General features: G+C 65.6%; 25 protein-coding genes and 1 pseudogene. 18 read left to right on the forward strand and 8 right to left on the reverse strand.

Features of this window, described 5'->3' with window-relative positions; all coding sequences use genetic code 11:
• The first annotated feature begins 29 nt into the window (after positions 1-29).
• The 17 genes from ACFOLG_RS03480 to ACFOLG_RS03560 all read left to right on the forward strand — a co-directional run bounded on the left by ACFOLG_RS03480 (position 30) and on the right by ACFOLG_RS03560 (position 17,108).
• A complete protein-coding gene (locus ACFOLG_RS03480) occupies positions 30-980 on the forward strand; it encodes a VOC family protein (RefSeq protein ID WP_386088402.1) in 951 nt (316 codons plus the stop codon).
• A complete protein-coding gene (locus ACFOLG_RS03485) occupies positions 973-1,335 on the forward strand; it encodes a Rieske (2Fe-2S) protein (protein WP_386088404.1) in 363 nt (120 codons plus the stop codon). The genes ACFOLG_RS03480 and ACFOLG_RS03485 overlap by 8 nt, the downstream gene beginning before the upstream one ends.
• An 11-nt stretch (positions 1,336-1,346) precedes the next feature.
• Positions 1,347-2,480 (forward strand): FAD-dependent oxidoreductase, encoded by a 1,134-nt coding sequence (locus ACFOLG_RS03490; RefSeq protein ID WP_386088406.1) that lies wholly within the window; start codon positions 1,347-1,349, stop codon positions 2,478-2,480.
• A gap of 149 nt (positions 2,481-2,629) precedes the next feature.
• Positions 2,630-3,208 carry a cupin domain-containing protein gene (locus tag ACFOLG_RS03495; protein WP_386088408.1) on the forward strand — a complete coding sequence of 193 codons (579 nt, stop codon included), beginning with the start codon at positions 2,630-2,632 and terminating at the stop codon, positions 3,206-3,208.
• 164 nt (positions 3,209-3,372) lie between these two features.
• Entirely contained in the window at positions 3,373-5,043 is a 1,671-nt protein-coding gene (locus ACFOLG_RS03500) for a methyl-accepting chemotaxis protein (RefSeq protein ID WP_386088411.1), read from the forward strand.
• Between the two features lie 290 nt (positions 5,044-5,333).
• Positions 5,334-6,080 carry an SDR family NAD(P)-dependent oxidoreductase gene (locus ACFOLG_RS03505; RefSeq protein WP_386088413.1) on the forward strand — a complete coding sequence of 249 codons (747 nt, stop codon included), beginning with the start codon at positions 5,334-5,336 and terminating at the stop codon, positions 6,078-6,080.
• 35 nt (positions 6,081-6,115) lie between these two features.
• Positions 6,116-7,201 (forward strand): WD40/YVTN/BNR-like repeat-containing protein, encoded by a 1,086-nt coding sequence (locus tag ACFOLG_RS03510; RefSeq protein WP_386088415.1) that lies wholly within the window; start codon positions 6,116-6,118, stop codon positions 7,199-7,201.
• A gap of 66 nt (positions 7,202-7,267) precedes the next feature.
• Entirely contained in the window at positions 7,268-9,706 is a 2,439-nt protein-coding gene (locus tag ACFOLG_RS03515; protein ID WP_386088417.1) for an efflux RND transporter permease subunit, read from the forward strand.
• Between the two features lies 1 nt (position 9,707).
• Positions 9,708-10,487 (forward strand): SDR family NAD(P)-dependent oxidoreductase, encoded by a 780-nt coding sequence (locus ACFOLG_RS03520; protein WP_386088419.1) that lies wholly within the window; start codon positions 9,708-9,710, stop codon positions 10,485-10,487.
• Between the two features lie 9 nt (positions 10,488-10,496).
• Positions 10,497-11,027 (forward strand): carboxymuconolactone decarboxylase family protein, encoded by a 531-nt coding sequence (locus tag ACFOLG_RS03525; protein ID WP_386088421.1) that lies wholly within the window; start codon positions 10,497-10,499, stop codon positions 11,025-11,027.
• Between the two features lie 61 nt (positions 11,028-11,088).
• Positions 11,089-12,372 (forward strand): histidinol dehydrogenase, encoded by a 1,284-nt coding sequence (gene hisD / locus ACFOLG_RS03530; protein ID WP_386088423.1) that lies wholly within the window; start codon positions 11,089-11,091, stop codon positions 12,370-12,372.
• Positions 12,373-12,585: 213 nt separating this feature from the next.
• A complete protein-coding gene (locus tag ACFOLG_RS03535; RefSeq protein WP_386088426.1) occupies positions 12,586-13,341 on the forward strand; it encodes an SDR family NAD(P)-dependent oxidoreductase in 756 nt (251 codons plus the stop codon).
• Between the two features lie 8 nt (positions 13,342-13,349).
• Positions 13,350-13,781 carry a VOC family protein gene (locus tag ACFOLG_RS03540; RefSeq protein ID WP_386088428.1) on the forward strand — a complete coding sequence of 144 codons (432 nt, stop codon included), beginning with the start codon at positions 13,350-13,352 and terminating at the stop codon, positions 13,779-13,781.
• A gap of 24 nt (positions 13,782-13,805) precedes the next feature.
• Complete coding sequence (locus tag ACFOLG_RS03545) at positions 13,806-14,792, forward strand: fumarylacetoacetate hydrolase family protein (protein WP_386088430.1); 987 nt, start codon at positions 13,806-13,808, stop codon at positions 14,790-14,792.
• Entirely contained in the window at positions 14,789-15,751 is a 963-nt protein-coding gene (locus ACFOLG_RS03550) for an NAD-dependent epimerase/dehydratase family protein (RefSeq protein ID WP_386088432.1), read from the forward strand. Before ACFOLG_RS03545 ends, ACFOLG_RS03550 begins: the two co-directional genes overlap by 4 nt.
• Positions 15,748-16,071, forward strand: a complete 324-nt coding sequence (locus ACFOLG_RS03555; RefSeq protein WP_386088435.1) for a DUF3861 domain-containing protein — start codon at positions 15,748-15,750, stop codon at positions 16,069-16,071. The genes ACFOLG_RS03550 and ACFOLG_RS03555 overlap by 4 nt, the downstream gene beginning before the upstream one ends.
• Positions 16,072-16,082: 11 nt before the next feature.
• Positions 16,083-17,108, forward strand: coding sequence for a fumarylacetoacetate hydrolase family protein (locus ACFOLG_RS03560; RefSeq protein WP_386088437.1), 1,026 nt, complete (start codon positions 16,083-16,085; stop codon positions 17,106-17,108).
• Between the two features lie 447 nt (positions 17,109-17,555).
• Here ACFOLG_RS03560 and ACFOLG_RS03565 read toward each other — a convergent pair whose 3' ends face one another.
• The 4 genes and pseudogenes from ACFOLG_RS03565 to ACFOLG_RS03580 form a co-directional block, all read right to left on the reverse strand.
• A complete protein-coding gene (locus ACFOLG_RS03565; RefSeq protein ID WP_386088673.1) occupies positions 17,556-18,029 on the reverse strand; it encodes a CZB domain-containing protein in 474 nt (157 codons plus the stop codon).
• Positions 18,015-18,647 (reverse strand): annotated as a pseudogene (locus ACFOLG_RS03570) (methyl-accepting chemotaxis protein); the annotation flags it as partial. The gene ACFOLG_RS03565 and the pseudogene ACFOLG_RS03570, both read right to left, overlap by 15 nt.
• 9 nt (positions 18,648-18,656) lie before the next feature.
• Positions 18,657-19,250, reverse strand: coding sequence for a pyridoxamine 5'-phosphate oxidase family protein (locus tag ACFOLG_RS03575; RefSeq protein WP_386088439.1), 594 nt, complete (start codon positions 19,248-19,250; stop codon positions 18,657-18,659).
• A gap of 50 nt (positions 19,251-19,300) precedes the next feature.
• Entirely contained in the window at positions 19,301-19,849 is a 549-nt protein-coding gene (locus ACFOLG_RS03580) for a carboxymuconolactone decarboxylase family protein (RefSeq protein ID WP_386088441.1), read from the reverse strand.
• Positions 19,850-19,991: 142 nt separating this feature from the next.
• Here ACFOLG_RS03580 and ACFOLG_RS03585 point away from each other — a divergent pair, with 142 nt between their 5' ends.
• On the forward strand, positions 19,992-20,894 hold the full coding sequence (locus tag ACFOLG_RS03585; RefSeq protein ID WP_386088443.1) for a LysR family transcriptional regulator: 903 nt from the start codon (positions 19,992-19,994) through the stop codon (positions 20,892-20,894).
• A 182-nt stretch (positions 20,895-21,076) separates the two neighbouring features.
• On the opposite strand, the gene ACFOLG_RS03590 is transcribed toward ACFOLG_RS03585, so the two are convergent.
• From ACFOLG_RS03590 to maiA, 4 genes are all read right to left on the reverse strand, one after another.
• The gene (locus ACFOLG_RS03590) at positions 21,077-22,744 is read right to left on the reverse strand and encodes an ABC-F family ATP-binding cassette domain-containing protein (RefSeq protein ID WP_386088459.1); all 1,668 of its coding nucleotides are present in this window, start codon (positions 22,742-22,744) and stop codon (positions 21,077-21,079) included.
• 537 nt (positions 22,745-23,281) lie between these two features.
• A complete protein-coding gene (locus tag ACFOLG_RS03595; RefSeq protein WP_386088461.1) occupies positions 23,282-24,622 on the reverse strand; it encodes an MFS transporter in 1,341 nt (446 codons plus the stop codon).
• 72 nt (positions 24,623-24,694) lie between these two features.
• The gene (locus ACFOLG_RS03600) at positions 24,695-25,399 is read right to left on the reverse strand and encodes a fumarylacetoacetate hydrolase family protein (RefSeq protein WP_386088464.1); all 705 of its coding nucleotides are present in this window, start codon (positions 25,397-25,399) and stop codon (positions 24,695-24,697) included.
• A gap of 33 nt (positions 25,400-25,432) precedes the next feature.
• Positions 25,433-26,074, reverse strand: a complete 642-nt coding sequence (maiA, locus tag ACFOLG_RS03605) for a maleylacetoacetate isomerase (protein WP_386088466.1) — start codon at positions 26,072-26,074, stop codon at positions 25,433-25,435.
• Positions 26,075-26,083 lie beyond the last annotated feature (9 nt).

A 26,083-nucleotide genomic window follows, 5' to 3' on the forward strand; every position in this document is an offset into this window, starting at 1 on the left:
GATAACCACAATTAGAGAGAGACATCAGCATGAATATCGTTGGACTTGATGAAATCGTGTTCGGGGTGGACGACATCGCCGGCTGCACGCAATTCCTTACCGACTACGGCCTGACCCCGGTGGGCGCCGGCGAGCATGGCGGCCGCTTCGAGGCGCAGGATGGCACCGCGGTGGTGATCGCCCGTGCCGACGACAGCACGCTGCCGCCGGCGCTGGCCACCGGCTGCATGTTGCGCAAGACGGTGATGGGCGTGGCCGACGCGGCAACGTTGGCCGCCATCGCCGACGAACTGGGGCGCGACCGCGAGGTGAAGCAGCTGGCCGATGGTGCCATCGAAACCGTGGATGACTCCGGCTTTGTCATCGGCTTCCAGCTCAGCGTGCGTAAAGCGGTGACCACGCCGGGCGAGCTGTCCAATGCTCCCGGTGCGGCGCTGCAGCGTGCGGCCAACCATCTGGGGGTGGATGTGGACGCGGTGATTCGCCCGCGCAGCCTGTCGCACATTGTGTACTTCGTGCCGGACGTGCAAAAGGCCGAGGCGTTCTATGTCGAGCGTCTGGGTTTTCGCTGTACCGACCGCTTTGCCGAACTCGGCCCCTTCATCCAGCCGGCCGGCACGCTGGATCACCACAGCCATTTCCTGATCGGCATGCCGGCGCACATGCAGGGCGTCGAGCACTTTACCTTCCACTTTGCCGGCCCCAGCGAAGTGATGCAGCACGGCAACCGCTTCCTGGAAAAAGGCTACCAGCCGTTCTGGGGGCCGGGTCGCCACATCCTCGGCTCCAACTGGTTCTGGTACTTCAACAGCCCGTTCGGCTGCCATATCGAGATGGATGCCGACATGGACCTGCATGACGATAGCTGGCAACCGCGTGTCACCAATGTGGGAGCCGATACCTCGCAGGCCTTCCTGCTGCAGTACCGCAAGAAATGGGCGCCAGGCCCGGGCTGCCCGGAAAACGGCGCCTATGCCTGAGAACGCCCGCCGCATATGGCTATGCCGGCGTGACGATATTGCCGACGGCGTGGCGCGCGGTTTCGACCCGTTCGATCGCGGGCAGGATGCGCTGTTCGTGCTAAGTCATGGCGGCCAGGTTTACGGCTATCGCAATGCCTGTCCGCACGTGGACGGTGCGCCGATGGCCTGGCGGCGGGATGGCTATCTGAATAGCAGCGGCACACGCATCGTGTGCTACGCCCATGGCGCACAGTTCCTGCCGGAGAGTGGGCGGTGTGTGCAGGGGCCGTGTCTTGGGCAGTATCTGCAGCCGGTGCCGCTGGAAGTGGATGGCGGCGGTGAGCTGTATGCCTGGCTAACAAACAGAGAATAGAGGAGCAGGTGATGGCATTGGTGAACAAGGTTCTGGTAGTGGGCGGTGGCGTCGGCGGCATGTGTGTCGCCATCCAGCTGCGCAAGCAGGGTGTGGCAGTCGATCTGGTGGAGCTGAATCCGGACTGGGCACCGGATGGTGCCGGCATCACCATCAGCGGCCCATCGTTGCGCGCGCTGCGCGAAGTGGGGGTGGTGGACGAGGTGCTGCGCCGCGGCGGGCACTGGACGCATGTCGATATCTGCGCCGCCGACGGCAGCCTGCTGAACAGCGTGCCGCTGGCGCCGGCGCTGGGGGCGGAAGACATGCCGCCGGCCGGCGGTATTATGCGCCCGGTGCTGGCCGATATTCTGGCCACCGCGGTGCGCGAGGCCGGGGTGCGGGTACGCCTGGGGCTGACCTTCGAGCATATCGAGCAGGATGCCGACGGCGTCGATGTGCGTTTCAGCGATGGCAGCCAGGGGCGCTACGACCTGGTGATCGGCGCCGATGGCGTCAACTCCAAGCTGCGTCAGCTGGTGTTGCCAGACTTTCCCGGCCCCAAGTTTTCTGGCCAGGGTTCCTGGCGCGCGGTGGTGCCGCGCACGCGGCAGAACTCCACCATCTTCATGGGTGCCACCACCAAGGCCGGCTTGAACCCGGTCAGCCCGGACGAGAGCTATCTGTTCGTGCTGGATCGCCGCGAGGGCATGGAGTTCATCCCGCCGGAGCAGTGGCCGGCGATGCTGGCGGAGCTGATCGCCGAGTTTGGCGGTGCGGTGGGCGACATTCGCCGCGGCTTCCTTGACGGTACGCTGACACACCATCGCATTGTCTACCGTCCGCTGGCCGGGCACATGATTCCGGCGCCGTGGCACCGTGGCCGCCTGGTGCTGCTTGGCGACACCGTGCATGCCACCACGCCGCACCTGGCCTCCGGTGCCGGCATTGCCATCGAAGGCGCGCTGGTGCTGGCGGAGGAGCTTGGTCGCCGCCATTTCCTGGAAGGCGCGCTCACCGCCTATGCCGGCCGTCACTACGACCGCGCCCGGCTGGTGGTGACGGCGTCCGGTCGCATGGGGCAGATCGAGCGTGACGGTGGTTCGCTGGAAGAACACCGCGCCGTGATGATGCATGCGATGGAAGCGTTGCGGGCACCGCTGTAACGCACCGGCACGCGGCCGGCGCCATCGGCGCGCCGGCTGCGGCCAACCCGGCCCGTAGTCGTGGGCCGGCTCCATTCCTGATGCAGTTTGCCTTTTGCCCCGCTTGTGCGGCGGCAACGGGCCGGCTTGCGTCCTGAAAAGGCGAAATGATGACTTTGCCACCTGTACGTCGCGTGATCACCGGCCATGCCGCCGATGGCCGTGCGGTAATCAGCGCCGATGGCGCGCTGCCCACCGTGCTGTCGCTGGCGCACATTCCGGGCACGGTGTTTCACGAAATCTGGTCCACCGCCGGCAGCCCGGCAGCTATCGATAATGCCGCCGATCCCACCGTTGGCCCGCTGAAGCTGTCGCCGCCGCCAGCCGGCAGCCGTATCCGCATGGTGGATATTCCGCCGGACAGCGAGGCACTGCTGGCACATGGTGCGGCCAACATGCGGCAGGCGTTTGCCAGCCTCGGCGCGGCGCAGGCCAGCACGGTGACGGCCGACTCGCCGCACCCGCTGATGCACCGCACCGAGACGGTGGACTACGGCGTGGTGTTAAGCGGGGAGATCACCCTGTTGCTGGACGACAGCGAGGTAGTGCTGCGCAGCGGCGATGTGGTGATCCAGCGCGGCACCAACCATGCTTGGGCCAATCGCTCCGGCCAGAGCTGCCGCATGCTGTTCGTGCTGCTGGCTGGCGAGTACCAGCCGGCGATCCGCCACAGTCTGGCCGGGCGCTGAGCGCGCCATCCGCCAGCGCGCTGCCATGGCGGCTGGCCGGTTTCTCCCTTGTCGGCAGTGCGCTACCGGCTGCCGGCTTTCTTATTCCGTGTGCCGCATGCTGCGCCCGGGCGGCCATTGGCCATGTCCGCGCGTGGCGGACACCCCAGTTGACAGGTTTTGCCATGAAACACCTCCGTACCCCGCTGCTGGCGCGCTGGTCCATCGGCACCAAGCTGTTGCTCACTCCGGCCATTGTCACCGTGCTGCTGCTACTGGTGGCCGCCTGCGGCTACTACGGCCTGCAGACGCAGCAGGCGGCGCTGGAAAACATCTACCACACCCGCTTCAAGCGGCTGCAGGACACCGCGCAACAGGTGGGCACCGTGCGCGGCATCAACGAAGACCTGGCCTTGCTGCTGAATGACTACCGCGCGCTGGATCGCAGCGACAGCGGCGCGTTGGCCGATATCCGCGCCCAGGCCGGCGGGCTGGCCGGCGATTTGCAAACGGTTAGCCGGCAGCTGGATGCCGCCGCCAGAACGGTGGGGCTGACTGCGGGCGAACAGGCGGCATATGCCGAAGTGCGCAGCGGTCTGGCCGGCTACCGTAACGAAGTGCAGGCCTTGCTTGCCGCCATCGGGCAGGGCGATGCCGCGCTGGAAGAAAACCGCGTCGGCATGGTGTGGCACTGGTTCAGCGGCGTGCTGACCGCGGCCGGCAAGCTGAACCGCATTCAGGACCAGCTCAGTCGCGAGGAGTACCGGCAGGCGCTGAAGGTTGGCCGCACCGCCACCACGCTGCTGGCGCTGGCCTGTGCCGGCGCGCTGTTGCTGACCCTGGGCAGCGCGCTGCTGATTCGTGCCCAGATTGTCGGCGCGATCAACGATATCCGCAGTGCGGCACTGCAGTTGCAGGCCGGCGACCTGACCCAGCGTGCGGCGATGGTGGGCCGCGATGAAGTGGCGCAGAGCGCCGCCGCCTTCAACCAGCTGATCGATGGTGTGCAGGCGCTGGTGCGCAAGGTGCTCAACGGCGCCGCGGGGGTGAACGATGCGGCCAACTCGCTGGCGTCGGACGCCGGCGCTGCCGAATGTGGCGCGGCGGAGCAGAGCCGGGCGACCGAGGCGGCGGCCCGCGCGATGGACGATATCTCCGCCGGGGTGCAGGCGATGGCCGCCGGCATGAACCTGCTGCGCAGCAGTTCGCTGCAAAGCCTGAGGGATACCGAGGAAGGCGGCGCGGCGCTGCAGTGGATGCACGACGAGGTGCATCAGGTGCAGGCCTCGTTCCGTGACCTGCGCGGGGCGGTGGAGGATTTCATCGCCCGTACCGCCGCCATTGCCGACCTGACCGCCCAGGTGAAGGCCATCGCCGCGCAGACCAATCTGCTGGCGCTGAATGCGGCGATTGAAGCGGCGCGCGCCGGCGAACAGGGGCGGGGCTTTGCCGTGGTGGCCGACGAGGTGCGCAAGCTGGCCGAGCAATCCGGCAGCGCGGCCGGCGATATCGAGGACGTGGCAGTGGCGCTGGGGGCGCGCTCCAGCGCGGTCGGCACATCGTTGCAGTCCGGGCAGCAGTCGCTGGCCGGCTTGCTGGCGCAGCTGGCGAAGCTGCAGGCGGCGGTGCAGGCGTCCAGCGGCGCGGTGGCGTCGATGAACGGCGAGATCGACCGCATCGCCGGGGTGATCAACGCACAAAGCGACGGCAGCGCCGATGTGGCGCGCAATGTGGAAGACATCGCGCGCATGGTGGAGCAGAACAACCGGGTGGTGGCCGAGGTGGCCGGCGCCGCGCGCAAGCTGGGGGCGCTGGCAGGCGAGCTGACGCTATCGGTGTCCGCGTTCCGGGCCTGAAGGTTTCCGCCGTGCCGTGACAGCACGGCGGCGTTGTGGTGGTTGTACCTTGCTTTGGCGCTGCCGATGTCCGGCAGCGCTTTTTTTTTTGCCGGCGCGGCGCTGGGCGGTGACGCGTGGCCGGTTTTATGTATCGGTATCACGGATTCAAATAATCCAAATAAACGATTTTTAAGATGGATGCGGCCGCGGCTAAGGTAGCAACACACCGATCGCACAAGGCGGCACAGCACTTGGCGATCGCGCATGCAGCGCATGTGACACAGCAATCAAAAAAAGAGGAGACATTCATGCCGAATTCGCAGCAAGCAGAACGCGTTGCCGTCATTACCGGTGCCGCCGGCGCGCTGGGCAGCCACTTCGCCCGCCGCCTGGCGGCCGACGGCTATCACATTGCCATCGCCGATGTGGTGGTGGCGGAAGCCACCGCCGCCGCCGTGCGCGCACTGGGGCGTGAAGCCTATGCCGAGGCGGTGGATCTGGCCGATGCCGACGCGGTGCGCCGCTTTGCGGCCAGCGTGCTGGAACGGTTCGGCCGTTGCGACCTGATCGTCAACAACGCCGCGCACATGCCGCTGGTGCCGTGGGCGGAGCTGAGCCTGGACGAGTTCCGCCGCTTCGAGGCGGTCAATGTCGAGGCGCCGCTGCTGCTGGCGCAGGCGCTGACCCCCGGCATGGTCGAGCGCGGCTGGGGCCGCATCGTGCAGATCGCCTCCAGCACCATCGGCACGCCGATGCCCGGCTTTGCCGCCTATGTCACCACCAAGATGGCCGGCATCGGCCTTACCCGCGCGCTGGCGGCGGAGTTCGGCGATCTGGGCATTACCGTCAACGCGGTCTGCCCGGGGCTGACCCGCACGCCGTCCTCCGAGCAGCACATTCCGGCCGCCTTGTTCGAGGCGGTGCGCCAGGCGCAGCTGATCAAGCGCACCGAGGAGCCGCAGGACCTGTGCGGCATCGTCGCCTTTCTGGCATCGCGCGATTCCGACTTCATCACCGGCCAGACGTTTTATGTCGATGGCGGCATCAATTTCTGAGCGGCATCGAGGCGTCTTACCGTGGGGTATCGAACATGAATGTCTTGTTTCTACAAACCGCCGCCGCCCGTGCCGTGGCACTGGGGCTAATGCTCGGTGCTGTACTTGCGGCCAACGTGCAGGCGGCGCCGGTGGCCGAGGCCGACCTGCGCGCGGCGGTAGCGGTGGCGCAGCCGGAACGGGCGGTGCTGCAGGCGGTGACCCGCGCCGGGGCGCGGCTGGTGGCGGTGGGCGAGCGCGGCCTGGCGCTGTATTCGGACGATCAGGGCAAAAGCTGGCAGCAGGCACGGGTGCCGGTCAGCGTGACGCTGACCGCGGTGCACTTTGCCAGCGCCAGCCAGGGCTGGGCGGTGGGGCACTTCGGCACCGTGCTGCACTCGGCTGACGGCGGCAAGAGCTGGCAGCGCCAGCTGGACGGCAAACGCGCTGCCGCACTGGCGCTGGCCGAGGTAGAAGCACGCGCCAAGGTTGCGCCGGCCGGCGATGCCGGCGTGGCCAAGGCGCTGGCCAATGCCCAGCGGCTGGTGGCCGATGGCCCGGACAAACCGTTTCTGGATGTGCATTTCTTCGATGCCCGCCGCGGGCTGATTGTCGGCGCCTACGGGCTGATCTTCGCCACCAGCGATGGTGGTCAGCATTGGCAATCACTGGCCGCGCAGCTGGACAACCCGCAGGCACACCACCTGTACAGCATCGCGGTCGGCGGCAATGCCGTGTATCTGGCCGGCGAGCAGGGGCTGGCATTTCGCAGCACGCTGGGCGGCGGCCCGTTCCAGCGGCTGAGCACGCCGTACCAGGGCAGCTACTTCACCGCCCAGGCCGATGAGCACGGCAACGTGCTGCTGGCCGGGCTGCGCGGCAACGTCTACCGCTCTGCCGATCAGGGCGCCAGCTGGCAGCAGCTGACGCTGCCGGCGCCGGTGTCGGTGGTGGCCAGCAGCCGCAGCAGCAAAGGCATGTTGCTGCTGGCCAACCAGGCCGGCCAGCTGCTGGCGTCCAGCGACATGGGGCAAACCATCCGCCCGCTGGCTACGCCGCCGCTACCACCGCTGACCGGTGTGCTGCAGCTGGACGATGGTCAGTTGATCGTCACCAGCCTGCGCGGCGTGCTGCGCCCGTAAGCACGGCCTAGCGATTCGGTCCGCCGCCAGCCGCGGGCCGCCCACAGTGATGTAACAGGGGCAATCATGAAGCATCCAAATCATTCCGACGACGCCGTGGTGGCGTCGCTGGCAGAGTTCGACACCCGTTCCGGCAATGGGGTGGAGCGGCTGCTGTTCAATAACCGGCTGCTGGTGATCGTGCTGTGCGCGCTGGTCACCCTGCTGCTGGGCTGGCAGGCGCTGGGGTTGCGCCTGAACGCCAGCTTCGAGAAGACCATTCCGGCCGGTCATCCGTATATCGCCAGCTATCTCAAGCACAAGGGCGAGCTGTTCGGGCTGGGCAACGCGGTACGCATCGCGGTGGCCAACCCTGGCGGCAGCATTTACGACGCCAAGTATCTGGAGACCGTACGCAAGATCAACGACGAAGTATTCCTGATTCCCGGTGTCGATCGCCGCAGCATGAAATCGCTGTGGACGCCGAACACCCGCTGGGTCGGCGTGACCGAAGAGGGCATGGAAGGCGGCCCGGTGATTCCGGACGGCTACGATGGCGGTGCCGACAGCCTGCAGAAGCTGCAGGCCAACGTGGCGCGCTCCGGCGAGATCGGCCAGATCGTGGCGCTGGATGGCAAGTCCAGCGTGATCTATGTGCCGCTGCTGGACAAGCTGCCCAACGGCCACGAGATCGACTACGCCGCCATTTCCGGCCAGCTGGAGCAGATCCGCGCCAAGTACGCGCAGCAGGGCGTCGGCATTCACATCACCGGCTTTGCCAAGATCGTCGGCGACCTGATCGACGGCCTGCGCGAAGTGTTGCAGTTCTTCGCCATCGCCATCGTGATCGCCACGCTGATGGTGTACTGGTTCAACCGTTGCCTGCGCAGCACCGCGCTGGTGGTGGCCAGCTCGCTGATTGCGGTGGTGTGGCAGCTGGGGCTGATCGCCACCCTGGGCTATGACCTGGACCCGTATTCGATGCTGGTGCCGTTCCTGGTGTTCGCCATCGGCATGAGCCACGGCGCGCAGAAGATGAACGGCATCCTGCAGGACATCGGCCGCGGCACCCACAAATACATCGCCGCGCGCTTTACCTTCCGCCGCCTGTTCCTGGCCGGCCTCACCGCCTTGCTGGCGGATGCGGTGGGCTTTGCCGTGCTGCTGATGATCGACATCCGCGTGATCCAGGAGCTGGCGATTGCCGCCAGCCTGGGGGTGGCGGTGCTGATCTTCACCAACCTGATCCTGCTGCCGATCCTGCTGTCCTACACCGGCGTTGGCGCCGCCGCCGCGGCGCGCAGCGTCAAGGCCGAGCTGGCCGAGCGCCAGTCTGGCGTGCGCCACCCGCTGTGGGCGTTTCTCGACCGCTTCACCCGCCGCCGCGGTGCGGTGGTGGCCATCGTGGTGGCATTGCTGCTGGCGGTGGCCGGCGTGCTGGGCAGCCGCCAGCTGAAGATCGGCGACCTCGATCCGGGCGCGCCGGAGCTGCGCGCCGACTCGCGTTACAACCGTGACATGGCCTTCATCAATCACAACTTCGGCGCCAGCAGCGATGTGTTCGCGGTGATGGTGGAAACGCCGGGCAACGGCGGCTGCGCCAATTACGACGTGGTGCAGCAAGTGGATGCGCTGGAGTGGCAGCTGCGCCAGCTGCCGGGGGTGGAATCCACCAGCTCGCTGGCCACGCTCAACCGCTTCGTGCTGACCGGGCTGAACGAGGGCAACCCGAAATGGTTCGAGCTGATCAAGAACCAGGAAATGCTCAACTTCATCACCGCCGGCGCACCGCGCGGCCTGTACAACGACTCCTGCGACCTGCTGACGCTGTACGTATACCTGCGGGATCACAAGGCCGATACCCTCAGCCGCGTGGTGCAGCATGTGGAGGCGTTTGCTGCGGCCAACAATAGCAAGGATGTGCACTTCCGCCTGGCGGCCGGCAGTGCCGGTATCGATGCTGCCACCAACATCGTGGTGAAGGATGCCTGGCACCAGATGCTGCTGCTGGTGTACGGCGCGGTGACCGTGCTGTGCTTCATTACCTTCCGCTCCTGGCGCGCGGTGCTGGTGGCCATCCTGCCGCTGATGCTGACCTCGGTGCTGGCCGAAGCCTTGATGGTGGTGCTGGGCATGGGGGTGAAGGTGGCGACGCTGCCGGTGATCGCGCTGGGGGTGGGCATCGGCGTCGACTATGCGCTGTACATCCTGTCGGTGACGCTGGTGCGCATGCGCGCCGGCCAGAGCCTGTCCGACGCCTATCACGGCGCGCTGGCCTTTACCGGCAAGGTGGTGCTGCTGACCGGAGCCACCTTGGCCGCAGGGGTGGCCACCTGGGTGCTGTCGTCGATCAAGTTCCAGGCCGACATGGGCATCCTGCTGGCGTTCATGTTCCTGTGGAATATGGTGGGCGCGATGGTGTTGCTGCCGGCGCTGGCGCACTTCCTGTTGCCGCGCAGCAGCAAGCCCTCCGCGCAGGAAATTGACGACGCCGCGCTGCTGGCCAGCGAAGAGAAGGTGGCCTGACATGCCGGTGCACAGCTTGTTCGATTTGTCCGGCAAGGTGGCGCTGCTCACCGGCGCCAGCCGCGGCATGGGATACGCCATGGCCGCCGCGCTGGGGCAGGCCGGCGCCAAGGTGGTGATTTCCGGGCTGGAGCCGGATGAATGTCTGGCGGCAGAGGCGGCGTTGCGGGCCGAGGGTATCGAGGCCTGTGCTGTGGCCTGCGACGTGGGCGATCGGCAGCAGGTGGGCGCGCTGTTTGCCGCCGCCTGCCAGCGCTACGGCCAGGTAGACATCCTGGTATGCAATGCCGGCATCGGCCATGCCCCCGGACCGTTGGCCGCAACCAGCGACGCCGATTGGGAGCAGGTGATGCGCATCAATCTGCAAAGCCAGCTGTGGCTGACCAGTCTGGCGATTCCGCCGATGGCGGCACGCGGCGATGGCGCGGTGATCCTTACCGCCAGTCTGTCCAGCGTGCGCGGCAACAAGGGCATCGGCCTGTATGGCCTGTCCAAGGCCGGCGTGGCCCAGCTGGCACGCAACCTGGCGGTGGAGTGGGGGCCGCACAACGTGCGCGTCAACGCCATCTCGCCGGGGGTGATCCGCACCCGCTTTGCCGGGCCGATGCTGGACGACGCGACACTCATGGCGCGGCGCATTGCCCAGACCCCGCTGCGCCGGGTCGGCGAGGTGAAAGACGTGGCCGGCATGACGCTACTGTTGGCCTCGGCGGCCGGCAGCTTCATCACCGGCCAGAACCTGATTATCGATGGTGGCACCACCATCAGCGACGGTAACTGAGGAGCCACGATGGCCCGTATCCCTTTCAAGCAAGAAGACAGCGCGCCGGCCGAGATGGTGGCAGCGATCCGCGCCCGCCGTGGCGGCCGGCTGTTGAACATCGACCGCATGCTGCTGCACAGCCAGCCGTTCGTCAGTGGCTGGAACGGCTTCCTGCGCGCGGTGCGCAACGAGGTGGCGCTGCCGTACCGGCTGCGCGAACTGGCGATGTGCGCGGTATCGGCACAGATCAACTGCCGCTACGAACTGCACCACCACCACGCCGAATGGCTGAAGGCCGGCGGCAGCGAACAGCAATTTACCGCGCTGGGCGACCTGCACGCCGCCATCAACAACAGCGCGCTGTTCGATACCGCCGAACGGGCGGTGTTGCGGCTGGCGGTGGAAATGACGCGTGACAGCAGCGCCAGCGCCGCCGCGGTGGCGGCCGCCCGTGCGGTGCTGCCGGACGAGGCACAACTGGTGGAGCTGGTGGGGGTGATCGCGTCCTACAACATGGTTGGCCGCTTCATCAACACGTTGGACATAGAGCTGGAATAACACGTTTGACGGCATGCCGCCTGGCGGCTGCCAGCACCCGATGACGACAAAGGAGAGCAGCATGATTCAGTACCTCAAGCGCGGCAAACCGGCCGCAGCCAAAGCCGATATCAACGCCCAGGTGCGTGCCACGGTAGAGGGCATCCTGGCCGATATCGAGACCCGCGGCGATGCCGCGGTGCGCGATTACAGTGCCAAGTTCGATAAGTGGTCGCCGGACAGCTTCCGCCTGTCGCAGGCGGAAATCGACGCCTGCATCGCGCAGCTGAGTGACAAGACGCTGGAAGACATCAAGTTTGCCCAGACCCAGATCCGTCGTTTTGCCACCATCCAGCGTGAATCGATGCAGGATGTGGAGGTGGAAACCCTGCCGGGCGTGATCCTGGGGCATCGCAATATCCCGATGAACTCGGTGGGCTGCTACATCCCGGGAGGCAAATATCCGCTGATCGCCTCGGCGCACATGAGTGTGCTGACCGCCAAGGTAGCCGGCGTCAAGCGCGTGATCGCCTGCGCGCCGCCGTTCGACGGCAAGCCGTGCCCGGAGATTGTGGCCGCCATGCATCTGGCCGGCGCCGATGAAATCTACTGCCTGGGCGGGGTGCAGGCGGTGGCCGCGATGGCCATCGGCACCGACAGCATCGCCGGCGTGGACATGATCGTCGGCCCCGGCAATGCCTATGTGGCGGAAGCCAAGCGCCAGCTGTTCGGCCGTGTCGGCATTGACTTGTTCGCTGGCCCCACCGAAACCATGGTGATCTGCGACGACAGCGTGGACGCCGAGCTGGTGGCGGTGGATCTGCTGGGGCAGGCCGAGCATGGCCCGACGTCGCCGGCGTACTGCATCACCACCAGCGCCAAGATCGCCGCCGAGCTGCCAGCAGCCATCGAACAGGTGCTGGCGCGGCTGGATACCGCCCCGGTGGCCAGCGTGTCGTGGCGCGACTATGGCGAGATCATCCTGTGCGACAACGACGAAGAGGCACTGCAGGAGGCCGAACGGCTGTGCTCCGAGCATGTGCAGGTGATGACGCGCGACCCGGACTGGTATCTGCAGCGCATGACGCGCTATGGCGCGCTGTTCCTCGGTCACCGTACCAACGTGTCCTACGGCGACAAGGTGATCGGCACCAACCACACCCTGCCGACGCAAGGTGCCGGCCGCTATACCGGCGGCCTGTGGGTGGGCAAGTTCATCAAGACCCACACCTACCAGCGCGTGCTGACCGACGAGGCCAGCGTGCTGGTGGGCGAGTATTGCTCGCGGCTATGCGGCTACGAGCACATGAGTGGTCACAAGGAGCAGGCGGATATCCGCGTGCGCCGCTTCAAGCAGCCGGCTTGAGCCGCGGCCGGCCAGGTGTGTACCAGGTTCAGCCGGCGGCAATGCCTGCCTTCTGCATGGGGTACCGCTCCATGCCGGTTGCGGCCATTGCTTGCCAGGTTGAGCTGGCCATAGGCAGCAAGGTTGGCCGCAGGCTTGCGGCCAACCTTGCTGCAAACAAACCATAGCCGGGCTATCCGGCTGGCCGCCGGTAAGGCGGGGAGGAAGGTGTTGATGACGCAATCCCTGAAAGGAAAAGTGGCACTGGTGACCGGTGGCGCCGGGGGTATCGGCGAGGCAATCTGCCGTGGCCTGGCTGCGGCCGGGGCTACCGTGCTGGTGGGTTATAACCGTTCGGCCGATGCGGCGGCGACCCTGGCGGCCATGCTGCCGGTGGCCGAGCCGGCGCATGCGGCGGTGGCCGCGCCGGTGACCGACAGCCAGGCACTGCAGGCGTTGGCCGCACAGATCGGCGGGCAATATGGCCGCTGCGATCTGCTGGTCAATTGTGCCGGCACCACGCGCTTTGTCGCGCATGCCGATCTGGCTGGGCTGGACGATGCGCTGATCGACGACATCCTGGCTACCAATGTGCGTGGCCCGTTTGCCGCCGTGCGCGCTTTGCAGCCACTGCTGGCACAGCATGGCGCCGGGCTGGTGGTGAACATCTCGTCGATTGCCGCCGTCAGCGCCATGGGCAGCAATGTCATGTACTGCGCCTCCAAGGCGGCGGTGGACAACATGACCAGATCGCTGGCGCGGGCGCTGGCCCCCGCTATTCGCGTGGTATCGGTGTCGCCTGGGCTGGCGGACACCGAGTTCGTGAAAAGCATGGATCAGGCCTGGCGTGACGAGCAGGCCGGACGCACGCCGCTGCAGCGGCTGGCAGAACCGGAAGAAGTCGCCGCCGCCGTGCTGGCGGTGGCTACCCAGTTAACCTTTACCACCGGTGCCGTGATTCCCGTCGATGGCGGCCGGCAACTGAGTTGAGCGCACACATGAGCCACTATCCCGACATCAAACCGCACCACGCCGGCATCAGCGTGCCGGATCTGGATGCCTCCATCGACTGGTATGGCCGCATGTTCGGCTTCGAGCTGGAAAGCCGGGTGTTCATCGACATCATTCCCGCGCACGTGGCCTTCATGCGCCGCGGCAATTTCCGTATCGAGCTGTTCCAGCTGGACGGCGCCGCACCGCTACCGGCCGAGCGCCGCGAGCCGAATCGCGACTTGCTGACGCATGGCAACAAGCATGTCTGCTACGCCGTGCAGGACGTGGTGGCGACCGTAGCCGGGCTGCGCGAAAAGGGCGCCGACATCGTGTTCCAGAAAACGGTGCAAGGCACGCCGATGGCGTTTTTGCGTGACAACGCCGGCAGCCTGATCGAGCTGATCGAGGCGCCGGAGCTGTGGGCCGCAAGCCGCTAACCATTACTGCAAGGAAGACACAACATGAAACTGGCAACGTTGAAAGACGGCAGCCGCGATGGCCGCCTGCTGCTGGTGTCGCGCGACCTGCGTCACGCGGTGCGGGCCCGGGCGGCAAACAGCATGCAGCAGGCGATCGAGCATTGGGCCGAGGTTGAGCCGCTGCTGCAGGCCGAGTACCGCGCGCTCAACGCTGGCGAGGCTGCCGATGCCTTCGGCTTCGAGCCGCAGGCGGTAGCCGCGCCGCTGCCGCGGGCCTACCAGTTTGTCGATGCCTCGGCCTTTCTCAACCACGGCAAGATCATGGAGCAGGCCTACAACCTGTCGGTGAAGAAAACGCCGGGCATTCCGATCCTGGTACAGCGGCAGGGTGATGACTTTCTCGGCCCCTGCGACGACTACCCGTTCCCTACCGTAGCCGACAACTGCGATTTCGAAGGCGAGGTGGCCGCCATCCTCGACGACGTGCCGATGGGTATCGCCGCCGAAGACGCGGAGCAGCACATCAAGTTGTTCGTGCTGCTGAACGATGTGTCGATGCGCGCACACCTGTTCCGCGAGCTGTCGATGGGCTTCGGCTTCATCAACGCCAAGCCGGCCACGGTGTTCGGCCCGGTGGCGGTGACGCCGGACGAGCTGGGCGCAGCCTGGCGCGATGGCCGGGTGCAGCTGGACATGCGCGTCAGCCGCAATGGCGAATGGTTCGGCCAGCCCAATGGCCGCGAGATGGACTTCAGCTTTGGTCAGCTGATCAGCCATCTGGCCTACAACCGCAACCTGGGCGCCGGCACGGTGCTGGCAACCGGCACCTTCTCCAGCCCGCACTATCGTGAGGTGGGCTCCGCTTGCCTCGCCGAGCGCCGGGCGGTGGAGATGATCGATCATGGCGAGTCGCGCACCCCGTTCATGCAGTATGGCGAAGTGCTGCGCTTCGAGATGCTGGGCGAGGATGGCCAGTCGGTGTTTGGTGCCATCGAGCACCGCATGGTGGCGGCGGAGGTGACGGCATGAACGTGCTGGTAACTGGCGGTAATGGCTTTGTTGGCCGCGAACTGGTACGGCGTCTGCTGGCGGCGGAACGGGTGCTGCCGGGGCAGCCGCCGCTGACACGGCTGACGGTGCTGGACATGAGCGCTGACGGTCTGCCGGACGATGCCCGGCTGCAGGTGGTGACCGGCAGCATTGCCGACTCGGCGGTGCTGGACGCGGCGCTGCGCGAGGCGCCGCAGCTGGTGTTCCATCTGGCCAGCCTGCCGGGTGGTGCGGCGGAGCGGAATTACGAGCTGGGGCTGCAGGTAAACCTGCAGGCCACGCTGGCCTTGTTCGAGCGCCTGTGCCAGCAGGGCAACTGCCCGCGGGTGGTGTTCACCAGCACCATTGCCGTGTATGGCTCGCCGCTGCCGGCGTTGGTGGATGATGCCTCGCCGCTGCGCCCCGGCTTGTCCTATGGCGCGCACAAGCTGATGGGTGAAATCCTGCTGGGCGACTACAGCCGCCGCGGCTGGCTGGATGGCTGCAGCGTGCGCCTACCCGGCATCGTGGCGCGCCCACCGGCGCCATCCGGCCTGCTGTCCGCCTTCATGAGCGATGTGTTCTGGAAGCTGGCTGCCGGCGAGCCGTTTACCTGCCCGGTATCGGCGCAGGCGGTGGCATGGTGGATGTCGGTCGGCTGCTGTGTCGATAACCTGCTGCATGCGGCACGGCTGGCGCCGGACCTGCTGCAGCAGCGGCGCGAATTCACGCTGCCGGTGCTGCGGCTGAGCATGGCGCAACTGGTCGATGGGCTAGCCGAGGTTTACGGCGCAGACCGGCGCGCGCTGGTAAGCTACCGGCCAGACCAACAACTGGAAGCGGCTTTCGGCTGCTACCCGCCACTTGATGCCCGGGCGGCGGAGTCAATCGGTTTTCGCCATGACGGGGATATCGGGCGACTGATACACAATGCCACTGCGGCAGGGACCTCCACATGAAACGAGAACACCGCTACCGGGTGACGCTGGAGCACCTGGCATCGCCGAAAGCCGATGCTGCCTTGCACCCCCCCCTGAGTTTCGAAACCGGCAATCACGATGATGTGTTCAGCATTATCGAGCGTTCGCGCGCCAAGGCGGTGTTCGATGCCGATGCCGCCGCATCGCTGGCACTGGGGTTGAAGCTGTTCTCCGAGGTCATGCTCAAACACCGCGGCCACCCGGTGTTTGCCGAGCTGCATGAGCCGATGCGGGCCTTTATCGGGCGTTTCAAGGCGCTTGGCCACGAGATGGACGAGCAGGCTGGTTCCGCATCCTGAAGGGGAAAGGCATGAGCAACACGACACCGGCCTATGCGCTGGGTACGTTCTCCATCGCCGGAGCATTGCCCTTTGCCGGCCTGATCCTGGGGCAGGGCCGGGTCGTGTCCCTGCGTGCGTTGCAGCCGCTGTGCCGCAAACTGGGCCATGACCTGCTGCCGGGTGCCACGCTGCTGGACGTGTTCGATGCCTGGGATAAAAATCAGGCGGCGATCAGCCATGCGGCCAACCATCTGCTGCAGCATGGCGAGAGTGGGCTGCCGTTTGTCGATGTGGCGCTGTTGCGGGTACATGCCCCACTGGAGCAGCCGCGGCAGTTTTTCTGCTCCGGTGCCAACTACCGCAAGCACGTTATCGATCTGATTGTTGACCAGGCGCGCGATCCGGCCACCCAGGGCATGAGCGCCGCCGCGGCGCGCGCCTATGCCGAGCAGCTGATGGACGATAGGGCTGCCAACGGTGAGCCCTATATCTTTACCAAGGCCTGGTCGTCCATCACCGGGCCGTTCGATGACATTCCGCTGCCTGCCAATGTGTCGCAGCCGGATTGGGAGCTGGAGCTGGCGGTAGTGATCGGCAAAGAGGCGTTTCATGTCGCCGCCGCCGATGCCTACGACTACATTGCCGGCTATACCATCGTCAACGACATCACCAATCGCGAGCTGGTGCATCGCCAAGATCTGAAGGCCATTGGTTCTGATTGGGTCATGGCCAAGAGTCTGCCTGGCTACACTCCCATGGGGCCGTACATTGTGCCAGCCGAGCTGGTTACTGACCCGCAGGACATCAGGATCAGGCTTTGCCTAAACGGGCAGGTGATGCAGGACGAAAGCACTGCCGACATGATCTTCGGTGTGCAACGGCTTATCGAGTACCTTTCCAGTCGCGTGCGTCTGTTTCCCGGGGACATTCTGATTACCGGTTCGCCGGCAGGTAATGGCTCCCACTACAACCGTTTTCTAAGAGCTGGCGATGTGCTGGCAGGGACGTTGTCGGGAATCGGTACGGTGATTAACCGCTGTGTAGCTGCCAGCTGAATAGTTTTATGGTTGTGACACGGAGACAGGGGCGCTGGCCTGTAGCAGTGATCTGCTCCCCAGTCTGGTGCCAAACCAGTGTTTAGTTGAGAGTGCTATCGCTGAGTAGTGATTGTCGGCTTTGTTTTCCTAAGGCAGAAGATGGTGCTGATATGGTGACGGGCCGCTTTGGCCGACCTGCAGCCCGTCCGCCGTGAGCAGTGGCAGATCGTCGGCCTAAGCGGCCTTCCCCCCATCTGCCCTGAGCGTCCGTTTAGGGTTACATATCGGCCTTTTCCTTGTACCGAAGCCGAAGGGCGGCTTCTGACTTGGGGTACGCTCACTTTTGACCCGTTCCGGCCGCTCAAGGCAACGTTGGTCTAACCACTGGTTTCTGAGCGCAGCTGTCGCCCTGATGGCGGAATCACAATGACGTCTGGGTTGGTTGGACACCATGAGATTCACTGGCTAGGCGGACTCCGCCACCTGCGCCATGCGCTCAAGCGCGGCCAGTACCTGACTACCCGCCGCCTCCATGGCGACCACGGCGGCCAGGGTGGCGACAGGATCGCCTCGACGGTGGGCGGTCAGCGCGTCCTGAACGTGTTTGTGCAGGCTCAGGTGCGGTGCATCCATGTCTTTGTAGGCCGGCAGGTGAGAGTGCTGCTGCCCTTCGCCGGTGTAATACCATTGGCCAAGGCGGCACTGGGTGTGGTCAACGAAGTCTGGTGCGCCTTCTTGCGACATGCCAAAAAGGACGCGATATACGCGGAACTTGAACAGCAGATGGTCGATCTTGGCCACCTCGCAAAAGCCCCGCAGGGATGAGGCGGTCGTGCTGCCCTCTGCAAGGCGCGATAGTTTGAGCACGTGGCTCATGGTGGCGGTGGCGGCCTTGCCGTTGCGGCTGAACTCCCCCGCTTGCGTAGCAAGAATTTCCATCTGGCTGCGGCTGGCCGTGCTGTCATTACGCATAGCAGCGACCAAATCGGCGATTTCGCCGGTCGCACCGGTAGTCCGTTCTGCCAGCTTGCGCACCTCGTCGGCCACTACCGCGAAGCCGCGTCCGGCATCGCCCGCGCGGGCAGCCTCGATGGCGGCATTCAGCGCCAGCAGGTTGGTCTGGTCGGCAATGTCCTTGATCAATTGCACGATGCCGCCGATCTGCCGGGCGCGTCCATCCAGGCTGGATACCTGTTCGGCGGCGGCTACCGAGTCCCTGGCAAGGTGGCCGAGCTGCTCGGCGATGGCGGAGATCTCCATGGTGCATTGATCGGCGGCGGCGCAGGTTTCGCGGGCACGGTCTCGTTCGGCGCGCATGCCCTGGGCCAGGCCGCCCATGCTGGTCTGCGCGTGGGTCATGGCGGTGCCGACGTTTTGCAGTTGTGCGAGTAACTGCCGGGTTTGCATGTGGCGTGCTTCGGCGCTCTGCCGCTGCATGTCGCTGGCGCGGAGTTGGGCATCGGCCTGCGCCAGTTTGGCATCTCGTCCGGCCAATTCGCCTTCGAGCTGGGCGATGCGCGCCAAAGCGGCACTCAGGTGTTTTCCTAGGACAAACATGGGGGCTCCCTAGCCTTTCCGACGCTGTCGGTCGGCCTCGATGATGGCGCGCACTTGGGCTTCGTCGTAAAGCCGGGGCAGGTGCTTGGGGCAATTCCAGTCAAAGGCCTCGACGCGGATGAGGATCAGCCGCTCGACCGGAGCGCTGTACGCCGGATCGCTGCAGGCTTCGCACAGCTGCGGCGCGGCGGTGGCCTCCAGCAGCGAGGCACGGCCCCACAGTTTGAGGCGGCGCCCGTTGGCGTAGTCGGTCAGGATCAGCGCCACCCTGTCATCACCGGCCAAGTTGCCTTCGCTGATGTATTGGCGGTTGCCGGCGAAGGAGGCGTAGGCCAGCGTCCTGGCGTCGAGCACCCGCAGGAAACCGGTCGGTCCGCCCCGGTGCTGGACATAGGGCCAGCCGGTCTCGGACACCGTGGCCTGGTAGAAGCTGCTGCGCTCGGCTATGAAGGCGGCTTCGCGAGGGCCCAGTTGGCTCCCTGGGTCCGGGCCGTCGCGATCCGCCCCTTCGAGCAGCGGGCGATAGGCCTGGCGGCTGCCGTGGGCTTCTTGGGCAGCAAGGACCCGGGGAGTGAAGGCGATGCGGGCAAAGGCGCGGGGCATGGCGATCTCCTGCTCGATGTGGCGCCCCGCGCCAGGCGGGGCGACGGGCATCAGGCGGTTTTACGCAGCTCGACCGTGGGGAAGTCGATCTCGGTGGCAGCCACGTTATTGACGTAGTTGGTCAGCAGATTGAGGGCTACGTTGAGCACGATCTCGAGCACTTCGCCGGGACCGAAGCCGGCGGCCTGCAAGGCGGCGAGTTCGGCATCGCTCACCTGACCGCGCGACTCGACCACCCGGCGGGTAAAGCGCAGCGCCGCATCGGCCTTGGCATCGGCGGAGCGGCCGTCGCGGGCGGCGTCCACCTCGGCGGCGTCGAGCTTGGCCAGATTCGTCGCCAGGTAGCTATGGGCGGCCAGGCAGTAGGCGCAGCCGTTGAGCTCGGCCACGGTCAGCGCGATCCGCTCACGCAGGCGCACATCGAGGTTACCTTTGGCGAGTGCGCCGTTGAGCGCCAAGTAGCCTTCGAGAGCCGCCGGGCTGTTGCCCACCAGTTTCATCAGATTGGGAACCACGCCCAGTTGCTGATGAACCGCCGCGAGTAGCGGTTGAGCAGCGGGCAGGGCGTGTTCGACGGCGGGGATGGGCAGACGGGACATGGTGATTCTCCTGATTGAGTGGGAAGGGCCTCGCTGTCACGACAAGCGGTGGAACAGCGGGTGAGGTCACTTTGCCAAACTCCACTTGAAAGAAGAATCCTCATAGAACACAATTCATTATTCCATTAAGTGGAATAATCAAATGGACCGCTTTCATCTGATGAGCACTTTTGTCGCGGTGGCTGAGGCCGAGAGCTTTGCCGGCGGTGCCCGTCGTCTGGGTCTCTCGGCCCCGGCAGTGACTCGCGCGGTGGCCGCCCTGGAGGCACGCCTTGGGGTCAAGCTGTTGCACCGGACTACCCGACTGGTGCGCACCACCGAAGCAGGGCAGCGCTATCTGGAAGACGCGCGGCGAATTCTCGCCGAGGCCGACGAAGCCGACGATGCCGCCGCCGGGATCAACGCCAGCCTGCGCGGCCATGTGGCAGTGACTGCCCCCACCCTGTTTGGCCGGATCCACGTCACCCCGGTGCTGGTCGATTTCATGCATCAGCATCCACAATTGCAGATTTCGGCGCTATTTCTCGACCGGGTAGTCAATATGCTCGAAGAAGGGATCGACATCGGCGTGCGCATCGGCGAGTTGCCCGACTCTGATTTGCGGGCGCAGCGTGTGGGTGAGGTGCGCCGCGTGGTCTGCGCCTCGCCCGAATATCTGGCGCGGAATGGCACTCCGACACACCCCGAGCAGTTGCTGGGACACCAGATTATCTCGGCCTCTGCCGTCAGCCCTACCGTCGAGTGGAAGTTCCAGGCTCAAGGTATGCCTCTGGCGGTTCGTATTCACCCCCGTATGCAGGTCAGCAGCAACGATGCGGCCATCGTCGCGGCGACCCGGGGCGCGGGCATTACCCGGTTACTGTCATATCAGATCAGGGAATGGGAAAGCGCAGGACGCCTGCAGGTGCTACTGACCGAATACGAGCCGCCGCCCTTGCCCATCCATGTAGTACACCGCAGCGGACCCAATGGGGCGGCCAAGGTTCGCGCACTGGTTGACCATTTGGTGGCCAGCCTGCGTGCAGGGGCGCCTGGGCGATACTGACGGCCCCTTGCTGCGAGTGCTCACTTACTTGAGCCGTCAACCTTGTTAAACGTCTATCTAGCTAATCAGGGTATTTCCACTTTGGGACCGGTAGCTGACATTTCGTTCATGGACTGCCCCGGCTCCTGCAGGCAATCCTGCCCCATGCTTGGCCGCAGGGGCTAACGCGCAGACGGGCTGGCTTAACGCTTGCCGGCCGCCTCTTCGCGCCGGCGCTTGGCCTCTTCCAGCAGGTAGACCTGGTAATCGTCCAGATCGCCCGCGAAATCGCTGACCCCACCACGCGACACCATCCAGAATTCGTCGCACACCGCGCGCAGCAACGCCCGGTCGTGGCTGACCAGCATCACCGAGCCTTCGAACTCGTTCAGCGCCACGCTCAGCGCCTCGCGGGTGGCGAGGTCCAGATGGTTGGTCGGTTCATCCAGCAGCAGCAGGTTCGGCCGCTGCCACACGATCATGCACAGCACCAGCCGCGCCTTCTCGCCGCCGCTCATGCTGCCGACCGCCTGCTTCACCATGTCGCCGCTGAAGTTGAAGGTGCCGAGGAAATTGCGTAGCCCCTGCTCGCGGCAATCGTTGGCCGACGGCCGCATCGCCGCCGGGGTGTCGCGCACCAGACGGAACATGTGCTGCAGCGGATCGTCCTCCGGCCGCAGCACGTCCAGCTCCTGCTGCGAGAAGTAGCCGATATTGAGCCCCTTGCCGCGGATGATCTCGCCGCCAACCGCCTGCAGCGCCTCGGCCACGGTTTTCACCAGCGTCGACTTGCCCTGGCCGTTGGCACCGAGAATGCCGATACGCTGCCCGGCCAGCACGGTGCGGTTCACGTTGCGCACGATCACCGTCGGCGGCGTATCTTCCGGCGCACCCTCCGCCGCCGGATAGCCGAACACCGCGCCAGTCATCGACAGCATCGAGTTCGGCAGGCTCATCGGCTCCTTGAATTCGAACTGGAACTCGGCATCGGCCAGCACCGGCGCGATCTTCTCCATCCGCTCCAGCGCCTTGACGCGGCTCTGCGCCTGCTTCGCCTTGCTGGCCTTGGCCTTGAAGCGGTCGATGAACTTCTGCAGGTGCGCCATCTTTTCCTGCTGCTTGGCCTGCGCCGCCTGCTGCAGGACCAGCTGTTCGGCACGCATGTCCTCGAACTTACTGTAATTGCCGCCGTAGCGCACCAGCTTGGCATTGTCGACGTGCAGCGTCACGTTGGTGACGGCATCGAGGAATTCGCGGTCATGGCTGATCACCACCATGGTGCCGGCGTACTGCTTCAACCACGCTTCCAGCCATACCAGTGCGTCCAGATCCAGGTGGTTGGTCGGCTCGTCCAGCAGCAGCAGGTCGGACGGACACATCAGCGCGCGCGCCAGTTGCAGCCGCATGCGCCAGCCGCCGGAAAAGCTGTTCACCGGCTGCTGCAGCTCGGCGACGCTGAAACCCAAGCCGAGAATCAGCGCCTGCGCCCGTGCCGGCGCATCGTGGGCGCCAGCGTCGTTGAGCGCGGTATAGGCGTGCGCCATGCGCATATAGTCTTCGCCGGCCTCGGCCTCGGCCACCTCCTGCTGCGCGGCGAGCAGGGTGGTATCGCCTTCGATCACAAACTCGGTCGCCGTCTGCGCCGTTTCCGGCATGTCCTGCGCCACCTGCGACATGCGCCATTGCGACGGGATCGACACATCGCCGCCGTCTTCGTGCAGCGAGCCGTTCAGCACCGCGAACAGCGAGGATTTGCCGGCGCCGTTGCGGCCGACCAGGCCGACTTTCTCGCCGGGATTGAGCGTCACCGACGCGTTGTCGAGCAGAACTTTGGTACCGCGGCGCAAGGCCACGTTTTTCAGAATGATCATGGGAAGCGCCGTGCGGCGGCAGGAAACAGGTTACGCCGCGACCGGCGACAAGGCGGGAAGACGACAGGCAATGCGGCCAACGTTGGCCGCATCAGGACAAGGGTGCTGCCACAGCAGCGTGGCGCCGCCCTATGCTGCAAAGCAATAAAAACAGCGCGGCGCAGATGGTAACACGCTCCTACGCGTTCCAAAGGGGAAGAAAGCTGACGTTCGGTGCCGGCAACAGAGAAATGGCCGGTATGTGACTCTGAGCAGACGTTCAGGACAAATGGGGTAATAGACCGTTTTGGCCGACCAGCAGCCTCGCCAGCCCAGCCTGCGGCAAGTCGTCGGCCGAAGCAGTCATAGGAGCACATATTGGAAATGGCCTCAACTGCCTTTCGAACGGCGAATGCGCAAAGGCTGTTTTACAAAGAATTTCGGACACACTCGTCCAGCAAAGGGTGGATTGAGCCGTTCAGGCGCAGCATAAGAAACGGCCTCCTGTAGAAGGAGGCCGTGAATTGGTTGCCCAGGGACTGTACAGTAAATAGCTGACTAGCTGGCCCGCTCCGGTTGAGCCGTAGATGCTCCTGTCTGGCGATTCACGCGTCCCAACTGGCTGATGGCGGCGGCGGCGATCAGCGCCGGTATCGCCAGCAGGCTGAGTATCACCCCCATGTCGAGCTGCATCGCCATCAGCCAGCCACCAGACAGCGAACCCAGTACCGAGCCGCAACGGCCCACCGCGTTGGCGTAGCTCACGCCGGTGGCGCGGTTGCTGGTGGGGTAGAACGCCGCCGCCAGCGCATTGGCACCCACTTGCGAGCCGCTCACGCAGAAGCCCACGCCGAACACCGCCAGCACCAGAAGCCACAGCTGGCCACCGCTGATGCCGCACAGCGAGACGAACACCGCGCCGATGACATAGGTGATGGCCAGGGTGCGGCTGGAACCGAAGCGATCCATCAGCCGCCCCAGCAGGATGGCGCCGATGGTGCCGCCAATCTGGAAGGTGGCGGTGATCCACGAGGCGCGGCTGAGGCTGGCACCGGTGTTGTGCAGCAGCGTCGGCAGCCAGCTGGAGATCAGGTAGATGATCAGCAGGCTCATGAAGAAGCTGACCCACAGCAGCACGGTGCCGACGGCAAACGGCGGGCGGAACAGTTCGCGCACCGGTGCCTGTTCACTGGCTTCATGGGCAGTGAGCTGTGGCTGCTCGCCCTGCTGCGGTGCCAGCTGTGCCACCACGGCATCGATGTCAGCCTGCGGGCGGCGCTTCAGCACCATGAAACGCAACGACTCCGGCAGGCTGCGCAGCAGAACCGGCACCAGCAGCAGCGGCAGCACGCCGCCGAGGAACAGCACGCCGCGCCAGCCAAAGCTGGTAAGGATCTGTGCCGACAACAGGCCGCCCAGTGCCGAGCCGATGGTGAAGCCGCAGAACATCAGCGTCACCAGACTGGAGCGGCGGGTATCGGGGCAGTATTCCGACGTCAGCGTGATGGCATTGGGCATGGCGCCCCCCAGACCCAGCCCGGTTAGAAAGCGCAGCGCGATCAGCCAGGTCAGGTCGGGCGCGGCGGTGGAGGCGAGACTGGCCAGGCCGAAGAAGCCTACCGACAGCACCAGGATGGTCTTGCGGCCGAAACGGTCGGCCAGCGGGCCAAACAGCAGCGCCCCGGCCATCAGGCCGAACAGGCCGGCGCCGAACAGTGGTGCCAGCGCTGCTGCGGTGAGGTGCCATTCCTCGCGGATGGCGGGAGCGATGAAGCCGATGGCGGCGGTGTCGAATCCGTCGACCGCTACCACCAGAAAGCACAGCCACAGAATGCGGCGTTGCAGCCGGGAAAACGGCAGAGCGTCAATGAAGCGCTGAACGTCCATAGAGGCACGCATGGGTTATCTCCTGTGTAGTGTTGTGGGCGGCATGTCGTGCATGCCGTCTCCGTTTTTGTGCAGCAAGGGGAATCAGGCGACCTGGACCGTGACCGGGCTCAGTCCGTCGATGCGCGCCAGCATGGTCTGCCCGGTCAGCACCGCGCCCACGCCTTCCGGCGTGCCGGTAAAGATCAGGTCGCCCGGCTGCAGCTCGAACAGGGTGGACAGGTTGGCGATGGTCTCGCTGACATTCCAGATCAGGTGGCTGAGGTCGCTGCGCTGGCGGGTGTCGCCATCCACAGTCAGCACGATCTCGCCGCTGTCGATGTCGCCACTGTCGCTGCGGGCGGTCAGCGGGCCGACCGGGGCCGAATAGTCAAAGGCCTTGCCCACTTCCCACGGGCGGCCCATCTCGCGCATCTTCATCTGCAGGTCGCGGCGGGTCATGTCCAGGCCCACGGCGTAGCCGAAGATATGGTTGGCCGCATCGGCTACCGCGATGTCCTTGCCTCCCTTGCCGATGGCAACCACCAGTTCGATCTCGTAGTGGTAATTGCCGGTCTGCGCCGGGTAGGGGATGACTGCGGTTTCGCCATCGGCCACCGCCACCACGGATTGCTGGTCATTGGGCTTGCAGAAGAAAAACGGCGGTTCGCGGTCCGGGTCGAAGCCCATTTCGCGGGCGTGGGCGGCGTAGTTGCGGCCAACGCAGTACACGCGGCGCACCGGGAACAGTTCGTTACGGCCAACGATGGGCAGGCCGGCAGGGGCGGCAGGTGGGAACAGGTAGTTCATGGCGGATTCTTTCTGTGTGTGATGAGTGTGGGGTCAGACGGCATCTGGCTGCGCGGCCGGTGCGGCGCGGCGGAAGGCATCCAGCTGCGCACAGGCGTGGTCCACCGCCGTGATCAGCGGATAGGGGCGCAGGTCGACGTTGAAGCGGCGCGCGCTTTCCACCTGCGGCACCAGGTAGATATCGGCCAGCGTCGGTGCGTGGCCAAAGCAGAAGTCGCCGCGCTGGCGGTCACTGGCCAGCAGCGCTTCCAGCGCGTCGAAGCCGGCGCAGATCCATGTGTGGCACCAGGCATCGACGGCAGCCTGCTCGCAGCCCAGCTGCCGGCGCAGGTATTCCAGTACCCGGCGGTTGTTTAGCGGGTGGGTGTCGCAGCCCACCACTGCCGCCAGTGCGCGCACGCGGGCACGTTCGTCCGGTGCTTGCGGCAGCAGTGGCGGTTCAGGGTGGCGTTCCTCCAGCCATTCGATGATGGCCGGCGACTGGATCAGCGTTTGCCCTCCATCCACCAGTGCCGGCACCAGCCCTTGCGGGTTCAGTGCCAGGAAGTCGGCCGCACGGTGCTGTTCGCTGCGCAGATCCACCGGCAGGTACTGGTAGTCCAGCCCCTTCAGGTTCAGGGCGATGCGCAGGCGGTGCGAGGTGCCGCTGCGGAAGAAGTTGTAGAGCTTCAGCATGGCGGCGCC

The sequence above is a fragment of the Vogesella facilis genome (assembly GCF_042648525.1).
Taxonomy (GTDB): Bacteria; Pseudomonadota; Gammaproteobacteria; order Burkholderiales; family Chromobacteriaceae; genus Vogesella; species Vogesella facilis.